The organism is Pseudodesulfovibrio sp. zrk46, from assembly GCF_012516435.1.
Lineage (GTDB): Bacteria > Desulfobacterota > Desulfovibrionia > Desulfovibrionales > Desulfovibrionaceae > Pseudodesulfovibrio.
Map to the genome: position 1 here is coordinate 3,140,423 of NZ_CP051216.1, position 14,964 is coordinate 3,155,386.

The 14,964-nt window shown below is 50.2% G+C and carries 14 protein-coding genes; 11 read left to right on the top strand and 3 right to left on the bottom strand.

Features of this window, described 5'->3' with window-relative positions; translation table 11 throughout:
- The first annotated feature begins 1 nt into the window (after position 1).
- From HFN16_RS14145 to HFN16_RS14170, 6 genes are read left to right on the top strand one after another with little or no spacing between them, the layout of a single operon-like run.
- Positions 2 to 1,147, top strand: coding sequence for an electron transporter RnfC (locus HFN16_RS14145; RefSeq protein ID WP_168891376.1), 1,146 nt, complete (start codon positions 2 to 4; stop codon positions 1,145 to 1,147).
- 47 nt (positions 1,148 to 1,194) lie between these two features.
- Positions 1,195 to 2,166 (top strand): RnfABCDGE type electron transport complex subunit D, encoded by a 972-nt coding sequence (locus HFN16_RS14150; protein ID WP_168891377.1) that lies wholly within the window; start codon positions 1,195 to 1,197, stop codon positions 2,164 to 2,166.
- 3 nt (positions 2,167 to 2,169) lie between these two features.
- On the top strand, positions 2,170 to 2,739 hold the full coding sequence (rnfG, locus tag HFN16_RS14155; protein ID WP_168891378.1) for an RnfABCDGE type electron transport complex subunit G: 570 nt from the start codon (positions 2,170 to 2,172) through the stop codon (positions 2,737 to 2,739).
- 11 nt (positions 2,740 to 2,750) lie between these two features.
- Positions 2,751 to 3,437 carry an electron transport complex subunit E gene (locus HFN16_RS14160; RefSeq protein ID WP_168891379.1) on the top strand — a complete coding sequence of 229 codons (687 nt, stop codon included), beginning with the start codon at positions 2,751 to 2,753 and terminating at the stop codon, positions 3,435 to 3,437.
- A gap of 12 nt (positions 3,438 to 3,449) precedes the next feature.
- Positions 3,450 to 4,025, top strand: a complete 576-nt coding sequence (locus tag HFN16_RS14165) for an RnfABCDGE type electron transport complex subunit A (protein WP_168891380.1) — start codon at positions 3,450 to 3,452, stop codon at positions 4,023 to 4,025.
- A 27-nt stretch (positions 4,026 to 4,052) separates the two neighbouring features.
- On the top strand, positions 4,053 to 6,164 hold the full coding sequence (locus HFN16_RS14170; protein ID WP_168891381.1) for an FAD-dependent oxidoreductase: 2,112 nt from the start codon (positions 4,053 to 4,055) through the stop codon (positions 6,162 to 6,164).
- A 420-nt stretch (positions 6,165 to 6,584) separates the two neighbouring features.
- On the opposite strand, the gene HFN16_RS14175 is transcribed toward HFN16_RS14170, so the two are convergent.
- The 3 genes from HFN16_RS14175 to HFN16_RS14185 form a co-directional block, all read right to left on the bottom strand.
- Complete coding sequence (locus tag HFN16_RS14175) at positions 6,585 to 6,875, bottom strand: hypothetical protein (protein ID WP_168891382.1); 291 nt, start codon at positions 6,873 to 6,875, stop codon at positions 6,585 to 6,587.
- 711 nt (positions 6,876 to 7,586) lie between these two features.
- On the bottom strand, positions 7,587 to 8,387 hold the full coding sequence (gene mazG, locus HFN16_RS14180) for a nucleoside triphosphate pyrophosphohydrolase (RefSeq protein WP_168891383.1): 801 nt from the start codon (positions 8,385 to 8,387) through the stop codon (positions 7,587 to 7,589).
- Between the two features lie 48 nt (positions 8,388 to 8,435).
- Positions 8,436 to 9,008, bottom strand: a complete 573-nt coding sequence (locus tag HFN16_RS14185) for a CvpA family protein (protein WP_168891384.1) — start codon at positions 9,006 to 9,008, stop codon at positions 8,436 to 8,438.
- Between the two features lie 237 nt (positions 9,009 to 9,245).
- Here HFN16_RS14185 and rfbC point away from each other — a divergent pair, with 237 nt between their 5' ends.
- The 5 genes from rfbC to qrcC all read left to right on the top strand — a co-directional run bounded on the left by rfbC (position 9,246) and on the right by qrcC (position 14,955).
- Entirely contained in the window at positions 9,246 to 9,815 is a 570-nt protein-coding gene (gene rfbC / locus HFN16_RS14190; RefSeq protein ID WP_168891385.1) for a dTDP-4-dehydrorhamnose 3,5-epimerase, read from the top strand.
- Between the two features lie 3 nt (positions 9,816 to 9,818).
- Positions 9,819 to 11,246, top strand: coding sequence for a mannose-1-phosphate guanylyltransferase/mannose-6-phosphate isomerase (locus HFN16_RS14195; RefSeq protein ID WP_168891386.1), 1,428 nt, complete (start codon positions 9,819 to 9,821; stop codon positions 11,244 to 11,246).
- 170 nt (positions 11,247 to 11,416) lie between these two features.
- Positions 11,417 to 12,166, top strand: coding sequence for a cytochrome c3 family protein (locus HFN16_RS14200; protein WP_168891387.1), 750 nt, complete (start codon positions 11,417 to 11,419; stop codon positions 12,164 to 12,166).
- Positions 12,167 to 12,181: 15 nt separating this feature from the next.
- The gene (gene qrcB / locus HFN16_RS14205; RefSeq protein ID WP_168891388.1) at positions 12,182 to 14,134 is read left to right on the top strand and encodes a menaquinone reductase molybdopterin-binding-like subunit QrcB; all 1,953 of its coding nucleotides are present in this window, start codon (positions 12,182 to 12,184) and stop codon (positions 14,132 to 14,134) included.
- A gap of 11 nt (positions 14,135 to 14,145) precedes the next feature.
- Positions 14,146 to 14,955, top strand: coding sequence for a menaquinone reductase iron-sulfur cluster-binding subunit QrcC (qrcC, locus tag HFN16_RS14210; RefSeq protein WP_168891389.1), 810 nt, complete (start codon positions 14,146 to 14,148; stop codon positions 14,953 to 14,955).
- The last annotated feature ends 9 nt before the right edge of the window (positions 14,956 to 14,964 follow it).

The window sequence follows — 14,964 nt, forward strand, 5'->3', positions numbered from 1 at the left end:
CATGCTCAAGATACACTACAATCTCGATTCCGATCTGAACAATGAAATCGCCGATATCATCCCCCCGGCAGAACTGAATGTCCAAGTTCGCAACTTGGTCCTCAAGACAAAGAAGGGCAAGAAAGTAGCAACTGGTGAAACCATTGCTGAGCATCCTTCTGCATTTGGTGGCGCTTTTCACGCATCTGCCAGTGGAAAGGTCATGAAGGTCAATTACCACCACATGACGATCAAATGTGATGGTGAAGAAAGTACTGTCGAACCCGTGGATGTCCTTTCTATGGGCACAGGCAAAGAGTTGCTTCGTACGCTCCAAGGGTTAGGGGTGGATGTGGCTCCGCTTTCTGGACGTGCTGATGTTCTGGTCATTAACGGCCTGAATCCTGAGCCAGGTGTTTCTGTTGCCCAGCAGCTCCTCAAGGATTGTGGCGAATATATTCAGGCCGGTCTTGATCTAGCCAAGAAGCTTATCACTCCGGGGCGTACCGTGTTGGCAGTTGCCAAAGGCGATAATTCCAGTCTTTCCGGTGCAGAGACCGTATCCATCAAACCGAAGTATCCTGCTTCTTTGGATGCATTAGTTGTTCGGGAAGTCACAGGTAAGGAATTCCCCGCCGACACCAAGGTTATGAGTGTCATGGATCTCCACGATCTCGGACGTGTGGCTATGACCGGCAAACCCATCATGGATACCATCATGACCATTGATGGCCGCAATTATCGCGTGCCTTTGGGGACTCCTATCCGCCACCTGATGGAATGTACTGGCCTTAAGGTTCAGTCTGGAGACATCGTGGTTCTTGGCGGTCCCTTCCAGGGAGAGTCTGTCTACAGTTTGGACGAGGGAGTGAAAAAGGAAGACTACGGTCTTTTCATCATAGCCTCCGCCACCTTCCCAGCCGTACAGGATGCTGCCTGTATTAACTGTGGGGAATGCGTCCTTCAGTGTCCGGCTCGTGTCCAGCCTCACCTCATCAGCCGGTATGCCGAATACGAGATGTTCGAGCATGCGGAAAAATGTGGCTTGAACAGCTGTTTCGAGTGCGGTTTGTGCTCGTTTAACTGTTTCTCTCGCCGTCCGCTGCTTCAGTACATCCGTTTTGCCAAAGCTCAGCTTCAAGCAAGCGGGCAGGGCGAACAGGCTTAATTGATCGGTTTGATAGAATAACTTTCGAATACAAAGGATTAGAGCTGATGACTCCTCCCTTGATTAAAGCGATGTCTGACATCGCAACGCGGCTGACGGTTTCTCCGCCGCCGCACTGGCGTAGCGGCCGGACCATTCAGGGCATGATGCAGGCGCACCTGCTGGCCCTCGTTCCCGCCATCGCCATGGCCGTCATGATGTACGGCCTCCAAGCCGCTTCCGTTATCGGGCTGTCCGGTTCTGTGGCAGTGCTCGTGGAAGCCTTCTGCCTCCGCTTGCAAAACCGTGACGTGGATGTAGACAATTACAGTGCCCTGTACGCAGGAGTACTGTTCGCATTCTTGCTGCCCGCCACCGCCGCATGGTGGTTGGTCATCGCCGGTGCCGCTATCACCGTTGTGCTTGGCCGAACAGTGTTCGGCGGTTTTGGATGCAATCCAGTCTGTGCGCCCCTCATCGCTTGGGCGTTCTGTCGCCTCTCTTGGCCCGCAGACATGAATATTGACCTCAACCTCGCCCATTTCCTGATCAACAGTCCCGTTGACCAACTCATGTACTTCGGCGTTTCGTCTCTTGAACAATTCGATGCTGTTGACATGTTTCTGGGCCGCCAGCTTGGTGGTTTGGGTACCTCCCAGGTTCTGGGCGTTCTGGCGGGTGGCCTTTTCCTCCTGGCCACTCGCTGGATTCGCATATTCATCCCCGCAGCATTCCTGCTGGGAGTTATTGCCACCTCCGGCATCTTTTGGGCTATGGCTCCGACCATGTACGCCGACCCGCTGTTTCACCTTTTGGCTGGCAGCACCATGTTCGGCGCTTTCTTCCTGGCTACAGACTCCGCGTCCAGCCCGGTGGGTATGATTCCGCAGGTCATTTTTGGCCTCATCGCGGGGTGCATGGTCGTCATTATCCGCGTGTACGGCATTTACCCTGACGGTGTGCCGTTCGCTATCATGGTTGCAAACCTCCTCAGTCCCCTGTTGGAGCGCATCCGTCCCAAATTCTTCGGAGGCAAATAAATCATGCGTGAAATACTCCACATGATCGTGGTCCTCTCTCTCATCTGTGCCACCTCTGGTGCTGTGCTGGTGAATCTAAAGAAGGCCACCAAGGCAGATATTGAAAAGCAAGTTCTGACCTACGTGCAGGGGCCGGCTCTACTGTCTGTCCTCGATGGATGTGAGAACGACCCCATTGCCGAACGCAAACAGGTTGGCGACGTAACCGTGTTCCCAGCTATCAAGGATGGCAAGGTCGTGGGTGTTGCTCTCGAGGCTTTCGCTCCCGGTTACTCTGGCGATATTGGTGTGATGGTTGGCTTTGATCTGCAGAACGATGAGCTTTTGGGTATTGGCATCACTACTCAGACTGAGACTCCTGGGCTTGGCGACAAGGTCATGAAGCCTACGTTCACTAAGCAGTTCAAGGGGCATGACTTGGCCTCAATGGACACTTCCGCTCGAGGCGGTGATATCAACGCCATTGCTGGTGCGACTTTCTCCTCCGTTGGGACGGTGGATGCTGTTCGCAAGGCCATTGAAATTTATCAGGGCATTAAGCCGCAAATAGCCTCCCTCTGGCAGGCTTCCTAGGAGGATATAAAATGAGTTCACTCAGCAAAGAATTCCTCAAGGGCCTATGGGCAGAGCTGCCGCCGTTTCGCGTGCTGCTCGGCCTGTGTCCGACCTTGGCTGTTACTTCCACCGCGGAAAACGGTGCAGGTATGGGCGCTGCGGTTATCTTCGTTCTTACTTTGTCCAACATTATTATCTCGGCTTTGCGCAAGATCATTCCTGCCAAGGTCCGTATTGCCTGCTTTATCGTTGTCACAGCCTCCCTGGTTGTTTCGGTCGAGTTACTCATGCAGGCATACATGTACCCGTTGTACCAGAAGCTTGGCATCTTCGTGCCACTTATTGTGGTTAACTGCTTGATCTTAGGTCGGGCCGAAGCGTTTGCCTCCCGTAACAGCATCATCCCGTCTATTGCGGACGCCCTGGGCATGGGGCTTGGTTTTGGTTTGTCCCTGACCTTTCTCGGAGCTTTGCGTGAAGTGTTGGGCTCCGGCACCGTTTTCGGTGTGCCAGTCATGTGGGAAAGCTTTAAGCCTGCCGAATTCATGGTCATGGCACCCGGCGCATTTGTTGCTCTCGGTATGATCCTCGCAGGCATGAACGCTTTCAACCGCTATCAGAGCCGTAAGAAGGGCGAGGTCCCGACTGAGTCTCAGAATTCCACCTGTGCCTCCTGCGGCGCATGCAACGCTGCTGCCAACTGTGGCAGCAAATAAGGGAGGTAAAACGTGGAATACTTCATGCTCTTTATCTCGGCGATATTCATAAACAATATTGTCCTGGTTCAATATCTTGGTGCCTGCCCCTTTATGGGCACTTCCAAGTCTACTGACGTAGCCCTTGGCATGGGCGGTGCGGTTATTTTCGTTACCCTCATGGCAACCGGTATCACCTGGCCGCTTCACCAGTACGTTCTCATTCCTAACGGCATCGAATACCTGCAGACCATCGTCTTTATTTTGGTCATCGCATCTCTGGTGCAGTTTGTTGAGATGTTTCTGAAGAAGCTGGTTCCGCCTCTTTACAAGTCCCTGGGCCTGTTTCTGCCCCTGATCACTACCAACTGTGCGGTGATGGGCGTGGCCATTATGGTCCAGCGCAACGGCTACTCCTTCTTCAAGTCCATGATGTACGGACTGGCTTCTGGCATCGGTTTTCTGATTGCCTTGGTCATTATTTCGTCCATTCGCGAACGCCTCGACATCTCGCCGGTTCCGGCCGTGTTCCGCGGTGTGCCTGTTGCGCTCATCATGGCAGGCGTCATGTCCCTGGTCTTCTTTGCCTTCAAAGGCATGGCCGCTTAACCGAACAAGTCAAAGGATGAATTCGACATGGTAACTACTTCCATTCTGGTCCTCTTCCTACTCGGTCTGACGGCTGCTGCAGTGCTGGCTGCCGCCTCCCGTGTTCTGCACGTCCATGAAGATCCTCGCATCGCCGAGGTCGAAGGATGTTTCCCCGGCGCCAACTGCGGCGGTTGCGGATACCCCGGCTGTTCGGCTGCTGCCGCTGCCATCGTTAAGGGGGATGCTGCCCCTGAAATATGTGTGGCTGGTGGTCCGGAGATTGCTGAGAACATAGCAGGAATCATGGGCACTGAGGCTACTTTCAAAGAACCTAAGATTGCTGCAAATATCTGCACCGGTGGGTCTCGAGCTAATATGCTCTTCGACTACGAAGGGATTAACGATTGCCGCGCCGAAGCTCTGCTTTACGGCGGCGAGAAGTCCTGCGGACTTGGTTGTATCGGCATGGGCACCTGCGTGAAGGTGTGCGGTTTTGACGCTATCCGTCTCGATTCCGATGGTCTGCCTGTTGTGGATTGGCAGGCATGCCGGTCCTGTGGCAAGTGCGCTGAGGTATGCCCGACCGGTGCTATCCGTATCTCTGGTATGACCATGGATCTTCTCCATCTCAATAAAATTGACGACTGCCTTGCTCCTTGCATGCAGAAGTGCCCGGCTCAGGTAGACGTACGTACGTATATCCAGCAGATGAAACAGGGCGATATGCGTGGCGCACTTCTTACTATGAAAGAGCGCAATCCTTTGCCATTGGCTGTTGGCCGCGTTTGCCCAGCTCCTTGTGAAAACATTTGCCGACGTAAGATTGCTGATAACGGAGTCGCCATTCACACTCTGCATCGTTTCGTTGCAGACTGGGAAATGAATTCTGGGACTCGCGTTAACCTTAATTGTAATCCTCCGACCGGTCACAAGTTGGCCATTATCGGAAGTGGTCCGGCCGGTCTGTCCGCAGCCTATTTCCTTCGTCGTATCGGGCATGAACCTGTGATTTTCGAAAAGCGTGAAGATATCGGTGGTATGATGCGCGGCATCATTCCCGAGTATCGCTTGCCTCACAAGGTAGTTGACTGGGAAGTCCAGACGATCCTCGATCTTGGCGTGGAGGTTCGTACTGGCAAGGCGTTCGGTTCTGACTTCTCTCTAGCGGACCTCGAATCCGAAGGTTTCGAGGCAGTCTTCATGGCCACTGGTGCTTGGAACGTTCCATCACTTGGTGTGGAGAACGACAAGGCCAATGGTGTTATTGGGTCCATCGACTTCCTGGCTGGAGTGGGGGCGACCTACACCGACCTTAAAGGCAAGAAAGTCGTGGTTGTTGGTGACAGCAATACCGCCATGGATATTGTTCGTAGTGCTGTTCGCCTTGGTGCCGATGTTACTACACTCATTGGTGTGGTTGAACGGAAGATGTCTGCTAATAAGGCCGAAATCAAACGTGCCGCAGAACTTGGGGCTGATCTCAAGTATCTGACTGCCCCCACCGCGGTGCTGGCGAAAGACGGCAATGTCAACGGCATTACTTTCACCGAGCTTGCTTATGATGACCCCAAAAAGGCTGCAGGCAAGCCTAAACCGGTAGAGGGAACCGAGGTTTCCATTGATGCCGATTACATTGTGGTTGCTACTGATCGCCTCGTAGACATCGGCGCACTCAAGGATGCCGAAGGTAATCAACTCTTTGAAATGGATAAGAAGACCGGTGGAATCAAGGCCGATGCTACAACCTTGCAAACTAGTGTTCCTAACGTTTTTGCCGGTGGTGAAGCGCATACCGGTCGAAACATCCTGATTCAGGCAGTTGCTGACGGTCGTCGTGCAGCTCGTGCTATGCACCACTACATCACAGAAGGTGAGATTCCTGAGCCTAAAAACCCGCAGTTGCGCGTTATCCCGGAATCCATTCTTAAAAACATGAATGTAACTTACACCATCCCTCGTATTCAGGTCCCTGAGATTACCGTTGAAGAACGCAAGTCTACATTTAAGGAAGAAGTACAGGGCAGTATTGCCTTTGAAGCGGCTCGTAAAGAAGGTAGCCGCTGTCTTCGCTGTGGTTTGACTTGTTATGATTCTGAAGCTGGTGCTGAGTACGCCACAGATGCTGACGTTCAGCCTTTTAGTGAGGTTGGCAAATAATACTTGATTCTGTCGCGCATTCTTGCGTCATCCTGGATTGCCGTAAGCTGAGCAATTGCCCCCGCTCGTAACGGTAATGGTCAACCGGAAAGACCATCAGCCTCCCTGGGAGACGCAAGGCGCGCTGAATATAAAGCTGATTCGATCTGCACCTAACCCAGATCCGAACCCCTCGAAGTTGGGGATTTCACCTCCCCCCAACTTCACATGCATCACTCGAAAGATGCACACCGTTTGATGATGCCCTCGGTTGCCTAGGCCGAGGGCATCATCCTTTCTATGATTTATAAATGAGATAAGAGTCTAGTTAATGGTTAGCAGATATATGTGTCCCTATTATTCTGGACAATTAGAAAAAAAGTAGCCCCGCTTCTTAAATAGAGAAGCGGGGTTCCTTGTCGTGGCGTTATCTCCGACCCGTCAGATTATGGTGTTGACGAGTGAGCCCTTGGCGTAGGCGCCAAGGACATCGGTTTGGAAGTCGTAACTTTGGGCCATGCCAGCTGAGTCGCCGGACGAGGACCCGGTGTTCATGTAGTCCAGAGTTTTTGATACGAGTGAAGCTTCGGCAGATGCTTTATCTACCGGCGCTAAGTTCGAACCGCTGCCTGTGTTGTTCATGATGTCCAGAGTCTCGGAAACCACGGCTGCGCCAAACGTCTGCTGGTCGAATGGCGACGGGCCTCCAAGACCGCCGATTGCCATGGTCATAGTCTACCCTCCCGCCGAAGGTTCGGAAATAACGCCTTACCATCCCGAAGGATGGAAATACCTGTCACGCATCCTCGCAGCTAGATGCCTATTAGGGAGTAGGTGTATTTATATTAGATAAAAATATACCTCTATTGGCAGTATCGGCGAAATTTTCAAGACCTTTAGGGGGAGGGGGGAAAATAATGTAATAATGAATCGAAAGTGTTAGGGTGTGAGTATGGAGATAATAGGCGTACGCATAGACATCACATTCCTAATCATTGCCAGTCTGACAGGTGTATCAGTCAGCCTATTATTGTATTTATTTCAGCGGAATGCTTACTCTATGTACCAATTCTCAATATACAAATTGCTTGTTTGTATCGTTGGTATAACTTTTGCCGTATACTACATACTTAATGTTGTCTTCGGCAGTGGTAGAATCGGTTGGCCTTGATAGATTCCTAATAGAATATGGGAAAATATATGAATGATATGCTTCAAATAATCATTTCTGTCGTTGCTGGAGCAATCGTGTTGGGGATGTTGGTTTGGCGTTCGAAAAAGAATTGTATGCCGTGAATGCTTATGTATGCAGGAATCGGCGCGGGTTTCGCCGTTTATTATCTAATTAATATTACCTTGAAATAGCGCGCTACAAATCGTTTGGCGACGGTCTTCAAATTTACAATGAGTTTGGCACTATGAATAGTCGTTCCAGAAGTGGTGCTATTCAAGTGTCTTAATCTCGTCCCACAGGCTGTTCATTTCGTTAATATTCATAGTGGAAAGATCGAAGCCCCGAGCCTCTGCCAACTCTTCCATCTTTGCAAATCGTGACAAGAATTTTTGATTAGCGAAGTCTAAGGCCGAGTTGGCCTTTATCCCTTTGCGGCGTCCTAATTCAACCAAGGTGAAGAGGTAGTCTCCATATTCTTGCTCCATGGCATTTTTATCGCCACTGGCCTCTGCATCCTTCCATTCCTTCCACTCTTCTTCTAGTTGCAATTCAACTCCTTCATCGCTTTCCCTGGTGAACTTGTTTCGTGCAGCCTTGGAGTTGATTCGATATGCCTTGAGGAGAGGGGGGAGACCTTTCGGTAAGGAGTCAAAGATTCTTTTCCTATCAGAACCTTTATTCTCTTCTTTTTTGGTGGCTTCCCAGTTGTCGAGAAGAGCTTCTTGGTTGTCAAATTGTGTGTCTGCAAAAACATGTGGATGTCGCCGAATCATTTTCGCGGCGCTAGCCTCAAGGGAGTCTTTAAGTGAAAAGGCGCCTTGATTCTCGTAGAGGGTTGCGATGAATTGTAGGATGAACATGACATCCCCCAATTCTTCCATGGCTTCTTTTATATCACCCGCGCGTATACCTTCAATGAGTTCAAATGTTTCTTCTGCAAGATAGTCGCACATACTTTGGGGGGTTTGTTCTTTATCCCAAGGGCACCCGTTTGGAGCAAGTAGTGCATCTATAACCTTAAAAAGTTCCTGCATTGCAGATGCGTGGGCATCAGTAGTTCTTCCGCTCATAGCGTAATCACCTTTATTGAATATATAGTGGGTAAAATCGTTGAAGGATTATTCCGATTGGGTGTCCCGGTCATCAAGGCCGATTGCTTCTTTGGCTGAATTAAGCGCGTCCTGTGGTGAAGGGAATTCGAAACCTTTGGATTTAAGAGCTTCGCGCATTGAATTGGGGGCCAAGTCTCCTACCAGTTGGAGTAGGTGCTGAGAACGAGGTGCGATTTTTGACTCCTGAAGCCATGTAGAGTCTGGTGCAAAGGATTGAAGAAACATGAGAAGAATGAGTGCAATCAGAGCGCCTTCAATAATGCCAAATACTCCACCAGCAATGCGATCAACCCAACCAAGAAGAACGATATCTAGCATGGTGCGAATTGCTTTTGCTAATAACCAGAAGATAATTAAAGTTCCGAAAAAAATGATGACATATGCTAATGCGTTAACAGTCACCTGGCTTTCGATATATAGTTCCAAATGTGGAACGAGAAGGTGTTGATAGTTTGATGCTAGAAATATTGCGAGTACAACTGCCGCCAAAGACAGAACCTCCTGCACCAGGCCGCGGAAGAATCCGCGGATCATGAAGATAGCAAGGATGCAAACGAGGACGATGTCGAGAAAATTCATGTGAAAAAAAACCTATCCTTATATGTATATGATTGCTTCCTGTTTGGAACTATCAGACTGGAGAGGAAATGTGAACCGGCTTCGGCTATTTTGTTCTCTTCTTTACTTCCTAGGGTTGTCTCCGCACGGGAACTCAGCTAAATGATACGACCAGCCGCCCATAGTACGCTATACAAAAAAGCCACGTGGTTTGTTGCTGTGTCAGGTTATTAATAAAACGCTTCAAAAGGAGCAGGCATGCAGGTTCACGAAACTGGGTTTCCCGGTTTGCTCGTACTGGAGCCTCGCGTTTTTCAAGACGAACGAGGTTTTTTTTTGGAGAGCTATAATAAAGAGTCATTCAAAAATATTGGTATAGAGTGCGATTTCATGCAGGATAACCACGCCTATTCTCGGGATATATGTGTATTACGTGGATTTCATTTTCAAGCTCCACCAGCTGCCCAGGCTAAACTCGTTTGGGTGACGCGCGGAGCAGTGCTCGACGCAGTCGTAGATCTGCGTAAGGGGTCGCCGACCTATGGAAAGTGGCGGCATGTTGTTCTTAGTGCTGCTAATTTTAAGCGGATGTTTATTCCAAAAGGATTTGGGCATGGATATGTCACTATCATGCCCGATACAGAGTTTCAGTACAAAGTGGATGCTCCTTATTCCCCAGAGTATGAGGGAGGCATTATTTGGAATGATCCAGATGTTGCTATGGAGTGGGATGCTGCTTTGCAAGGACGCTCACCAATTATGTCTGAAAAAGATCGCCGGTTGACGCGGCTGGCTGATTTCGACTCTCCTTTCATATACGAGGATTAATATATGTCAGATAAATCACTCAAGAGCGCCTACGCCGAAGAGTGTCATGCGATTATTCTTGCAGGTGGCTCTGGAACTCGTCTTTGGCCACTGAGCCGGAATCTCCTCCCTAAACAGCTCTTGGTACTTGGAGGGGAGCAGACTCTTCTTCAGCAGACAGTGACTCGTGTTTTAGAGGCTTTCGAACCTTCACACGTATGGGTTGTCACTAATGAAGAGCATGTTTTTGAAGTGCGCAAACAAGTTGCAAGTGTTGAGCCAGCTCTAGAAACACAAGTTTTGGCAGAGCCTATGGGCAGAAATACATTGCCCGCAATAATGCTTGGATTGGACAAAGTGGTTGGAGAAAATTCAAAGGCATTAGCTGCCGTTTTTCCATCAGATCACTTAATTGGAAACAGCCAAGCATGGATTCAAGATTTGGTACGTGCATCAAAGCTTGCTTCTCAGAAACGCTTTGTTACTTTTGGTGTTGAACCGCGTGGCCCAGAGACCGGTTACGGTTACATTGCACTTGGTGAAGAATTAGATTCTGGGGCATGGACGGTAAAGGGGTTCGTAGAAAAACCTGAACTTGCAAGAGCCGAAGCTTTTGTTAGAGATGGCAGCCATTTTTGGAACAGTGGTATGTTCCTGTTCAGAGTCAAAGACTTTTTGACACAAGTTGCCAAGTGCCAACCCGAACTTTGGAGTTGGTGGATGGATCGTGGCGAGACGCCTCTTGTCAGTGGCTATCGAGATATCCCCAATATTTCAGTGGACTATGGTGTTGTTGAGAAGATAGACAACATTGTCGTGGTCAAAGCTGGTTTTGATTGGGATGACCTTGGTAGCTGGGAAGCCATGTATCGCCTGGGTGATAAGGATGAAAATGGTAATGTCATCCAAGGTGATGTGTTAGCTATGGATTGCCGTAATTCTCTGCTCATTAGCGAGGGAGGCAAGCTGGCTGTGGTTGGTATTGAGAACATGATAATGGTTCAGACTCGTGATGCAACTCTGAGCTGTCCCATGCCGCGCGTTCAAAGCGTGCGTGATGTTGTTGATAGATTAAAGGCTGAGGGCAGCCATTTGGTGGAGAGTCATCCTACAGTGGTGCGCCCTTGGGGCAGCTACTCTGTGCTTGAGGAAGGTCCTCACTACAAAATTAAGCGCATACAAGTGAACCCTGGCGCACGTCTGAGTTCACAAATGCATCACCATCGCAGCGAACATTGGGTCGTGGTTGATGGTACGGCTGAGGTTGAAGTGGATAATGAGCCTAGGGTTTTGGTTGAGAACCAGTCTGTTGATATACCCAAGGCATCCCAACACCGTCTGGCCAATCCAGGTAAGGTGCCGTTAAATATCATTGAGATTCAGAGCGGCCCTTATCTTGAAGAGGATGATATCGTCCGATTTGACGATGTCTATGGGCGGGTCAAGAAATAATCTAAAAACTGGTTAGCGCCCATATGGCGTTGTTTTAGCGGTTTTTTTTCGTGTCTGGGAGATCGTGAAAAAATTCATATTCTCTTGACACGAAATCGATTCGTGCCGTATGGGAACTTAGTTCAATTGGTGTGATTTTCACATAAACTTTAGAGTGATGGGGCGAGGTTATGGAGGAAAGAAAAGCATCGAAACGGTGTGGAGGGGCGATCCCCTTTATCATCGGCTTCCTGGCCACCTGCGTTTTAGGTTGGGCTGTGATCCCCGGCATGTTCTTCGAAAAGATTGAGCAGCCGATTTGGTTCAGTCACGCCGTTCACGTAGAGGGTGAGGGAATGGATTGCGAAAGCTGTCATTATTTCCGGGATGACGGTTCTTATGCCGGTTTCCCGACCAACGAAGTCTGCGCCGAATGTCACGCGGTCGACCCTGATGAAGCAATGGAAGCTATTGCTGAAGAAGGCATTGACCCGAATGACTACGACGCCATCATGAAAGCCGAAATTGGTGCCATCGAAGATGGTTTGGTTTCTGGCGATGATGACAAGAAGCAGGCTGAACGCGAGTACGTGGTCAAGTACCTCATCCAGGGCAAAGAAGTGCCTTGGTTGAATTACCAGTACCAGCCGGACAACGTCTACTTCTCTCACAAGGCTCACGAAGGTCTCGATATCTCCGAGTTGGCCGAACAGAGAAAAGATTATGAAGTTGCCGTTGTTGATCCTTCAGTGTTCGATGAGCCGGCTGAGCAGAACTGTAATCTGTGTCACGTTAAGGATATTGCTCAGAATGATGTGCCTCCGGCATATGAGCGTAATATCCTGTCTGGTTACAGCAAGATGACCATGAAGATGTGGAAGTGTGAACGTTGCCACGCCCTTAAGGGCCAGTCCAACGCTTGCTACACTTGCCATAAGTAGAAGGGGTACTGAGAAATGAGCGTAGCACGCAGAGCTTTTATTCAAATGAGTGTGGGCGCCACCGTCGGTATCCTTTTTACACCGACGGTCTGGACCGCCCTGGACGATGTGTCCATCTGGACTCAGAACTGGCCTTGGATTCCCACCCTGAAATACGGTGAAGTTAAAGCAGTTCCGACTGTGTCCAAAATGTGCGAATCCGGCTGTGCCGTGAAGGTCCGCACCGTGGCCAAAGAAGCCTTCGGAACCGAAGGCAATGTGGATAACCCTTTGTCTGGCGGCGGCATTTGCCCCCTGTGCGCCAATGGTGTTCAGGTCAAAAATAGCCCTAATCGGATCAAGGCCCCCATGTTGAAAGGTGAGGAGATCACCTGGGAAAAGGCTAAAGAAATTGTTGCCGAAAAACTGGATGCAGCTGGTAGCAAGGTCGCTGTTATCTCTGGAGATCAGTCCGGTACAATTAACGAAGTATTCTCCGCATTGTTGACCTCAAAGGGCAGCGATGCTTTTTATACCATGCCGAGCGATATGCAGGCAGCTGACCGTGCTTGGACCGGCCTGATGGGCGGTTCCGGACAGATCGGCTACGACCTGGAAAACGCAGATATGGTTCTTTTGGCTGGCGCAGATGCTCTGGAATCCTGGGGCCCGACTGTTGCTAACCTCAAGGCTTTTGCCTCTAATGAGAGTGGCAAATTTGTTTTTGCCGGTCCTATGCAGACTAAGACTGCTTCTGTCACTTCCAAATGGGTACCTGTTCCGGCTGAAGGCATGGCTGCTTTCACCCTCGGTATCTGTTATTATGTGCTGCAGGCAGGCAAGTCGGTTCCAGCAGGGGACTTTGCTCAGTTCAAAGCCATGGTGATGAGTGGTTTCACTCCCGCTAAGGTTGAAGCTGCTACTGGTGTTAAAGCTGATGTCATGGCCGAAGTTGCGAAGCAACTCTTGTCTGCCAGCAATCCAGTTGTCGTTCCTGGTGGCTCTGTTGCTGCCAATGCAGCTGCGTTTGCCCTTAATTTGCTGCTTGGCGGCGGCATGAAGGTGCTTCCCGAGTTCGCTAAGGCTGTAGAAGGCGCCATGTCTCGTAGTGAAATGCTCAAGCAGGACGTCCTGCAGGGTGTTAATGCTGATCTGCTCTTCGTGTATGAAGCTAATCCTGCTTATGCACTGCCTGAGCAGGTAAAGGCTGGTTTTACTGTTGCATTTGATAGTAGCAACACTGAAACCACTGCGGGCGCTGATCTTGTGCTGCCGATCCCGCACCCCTATGAGCGTTTTGACGATTTGGCTAGCCCTTATGGAGTTGCTAAAGCTACCTATTCTATGGGGGCTCCGGTTTCTAAAGCCACGCTGAACGTTATGCCTGCAGGTGATTTCGTCTTGGGCTTGGCTGACCTCGGTTTTGAAACTTTTGAGGAAGTCCTTGGTGCCAAGGCTGAAGCCATCGGTGCAGATATGGATTCCTTAATTGAAGAGGGTGCAGCATTCGTGGGTGAGGACTCTGCCGACGTATCTGGTGTAACTTTGGCTGCCAGCGTACTTGGTAAAGCCGCAGTGCCTGTTAAGGGAACTGGTGCAGTCAGCTTGGCTCCCTACACTCTGCTCAATGTTGGTACCGCTAACCAGGCAACAACTCCCAACGCCCCCTGCACCATTAGTAATAACCAGCTCATCGGTGACCATATGGTCGTTATGATGAACTCTGCTACTGCTAAGAAGCTTGGCGTTACCGTTGGCTCTCAGGTTAAACTGTCTGGTGGCAATGGTGATTGTGAAGCTCTCGTACAAATCTTCGAAGGCGTCCTGACTGATACTGTGGCTGCTCCACTAGGATTGGGGCACACTGTTGGTGATGAGTTCTCGAAGGGCAAGGGCGATAACGTCTACAAGATCCTCACGGTGAGCTCTGAAGCTGCCGCTGGCGCCTCTACATGGGCCGGTTCCACTGTGAACGTCGCCAAAATCTAGGGGGAACCAACATGCAAGTTAAAGAATTCAAAATTAAGTGGGGCATGGTCATTGATATTGACAAATGCACCGGTTGCGGCGCCTGTATGGTTGGCTGCCAGGTGGAAAACAATATCGCTCCAATGACGAAAAAAGACCCCTATAACTACGTACAGGCTTTGACCAAGGATCGTTCAGAAGCATCCGACAAGCTCATGACCTTGACTTGGATGAATGTTTATGAGTTGTCTAATGGCAAGACCTTCCCTGAGCACGAGACTGCTTACCTGCCGCGTCCCTGCATGCAGTGTGGTAACCCTGCTTGTGTGCCTGTATGTCCGGTCGTTGCTACTGATAAAAACGAAGAAGGCGGCATTGTTTCGCAGGTTTACCCGCGTTGCATTGGTTGTCGGTACTGTATGGCTGCATGCCCGTACCACGCTCGCTACTTCAACTGGTGGGATCCCCTTTGGCCTGAAGGTATGGACAAAGGCCTCAGCCCTGCTGCTTCTGTTCGTCCTCGTGGTGTGGTTGAGAAGTGTAACTTCTGTCATTCCCGCTACCTTGATGCCAAGAACAAAGCTCGTCAGGATGGTGAAGATCCTATGAACCTTGCAGATGGTGCGTACAATACTGCTTGTGCTGACATCTGTCCTACCAAAGCCATCACTTTCGGTGACCTGAACAATCCCGAACATGCTGTCCACGATCTGGCTAAAGGCAAGCACGCTTTCCGACTCATCGAAAAGATGGGATTGGATCCGCAGGTCTACTATACCAGCGAGCGTGAATGGGTCCGTAAGCAGGGCGACAACTACAACGCCGATGGCGGCGGTCACTAAGGGAGAATG

What these genes read in the sequence shown, in the direction of transcription:
- HFN16_RS14170 (WP_168891381.1), top strand. Translation starts at nt 4,053, where the DNA reads ATGGTAACTACTTCCATTCTGGTCCTCTTCCTACTCGGTCTGACGGCT.
- qrcC (WP_168891389.1), top strand. Translation starts at nt 14,146, where the DNA reads ATGCAAGTTAAAGAATTCAAAATTAAGTGGGGCATGGTCATTGATATT.
- mazG (WP_168891383.1), bottom strand. Translation starts at nt 8,387, where the DNA reads ATGAGCGGAAGAACTACTGATGCCCACGCATCTGCAATGCAGGAACTT.
- rfbC (WP_168891385.1), top strand. Translation starts at nt 9,246, where the DNA reads ATGCAGGTTCACGAAACTGGGTTTCCCGGTTTGCTCGTACTGGAGCCT.
- HFN16_RS14145 (WP_168891376.1), top strand. Translation starts at nt 2, where the DNA reads ATGCTCAAGATACACTACAATCTCGATTCCGATCTGAACAATGAAATC.
- HFN16_RS14150 (WP_168891377.1), top strand. Translation starts at nt 1,195, where the DNA reads ATGACTCCTCCCTTGATTAAAGCGATGTCTGACATCGCAACGCGGCTG.
- HFN16_RS14200 (WP_168891387.1), top strand. Translation starts at nt 11,417, where the DNA reads ATGGAGGAAAGAAAAGCATCGAAACGGTGTGGAGGGGCGATCCCCTTT.
- HFN16_RS14175 (WP_168891382.1), bottom strand. Translation starts at nt 6,875, where the DNA reads ATGACCATGGCAATCGGCGGTCTTGGAGGCCCGTCGCCATTCGACCAG.
- HFN16_RS14195 (WP_168891386.1), top strand. Translation starts at nt 9,819, where the DNA reads ATGTCAGATAAATCACTCAAGAGCGCCTACGCCGAAGAGTGTCATGCG.
- rnfG (WP_168891378.1), top strand. Translation starts at nt 2,170, where the DNA reads ATGCGTGAAATACTCCACATGATCGTGGTCCTCTCTCTCATCTGTGCC.
- qrcB (WP_168891388.1), top strand. Translation starts at nt 12,182, where the DNA reads ATGAGCGTAGCACGCAGAGCTTTTATTCAAATGAGTGTGGGCGCCACC.
- HFN16_RS14185 (WP_168891384.1), bottom strand. Translation starts at nt 9,008, where the DNA reads ATGAATTTTCTCGACATCGTCCTCGTTTGCATCCTTGCTATCTTCATG.
- HFN16_RS14160 (WP_168891379.1), top strand. Translation starts at nt 2,751, where the DNA reads ATGAGTTCACTCAGCAAAGAATTCCTCAAGGGCCTATGGGCAGAGCTG.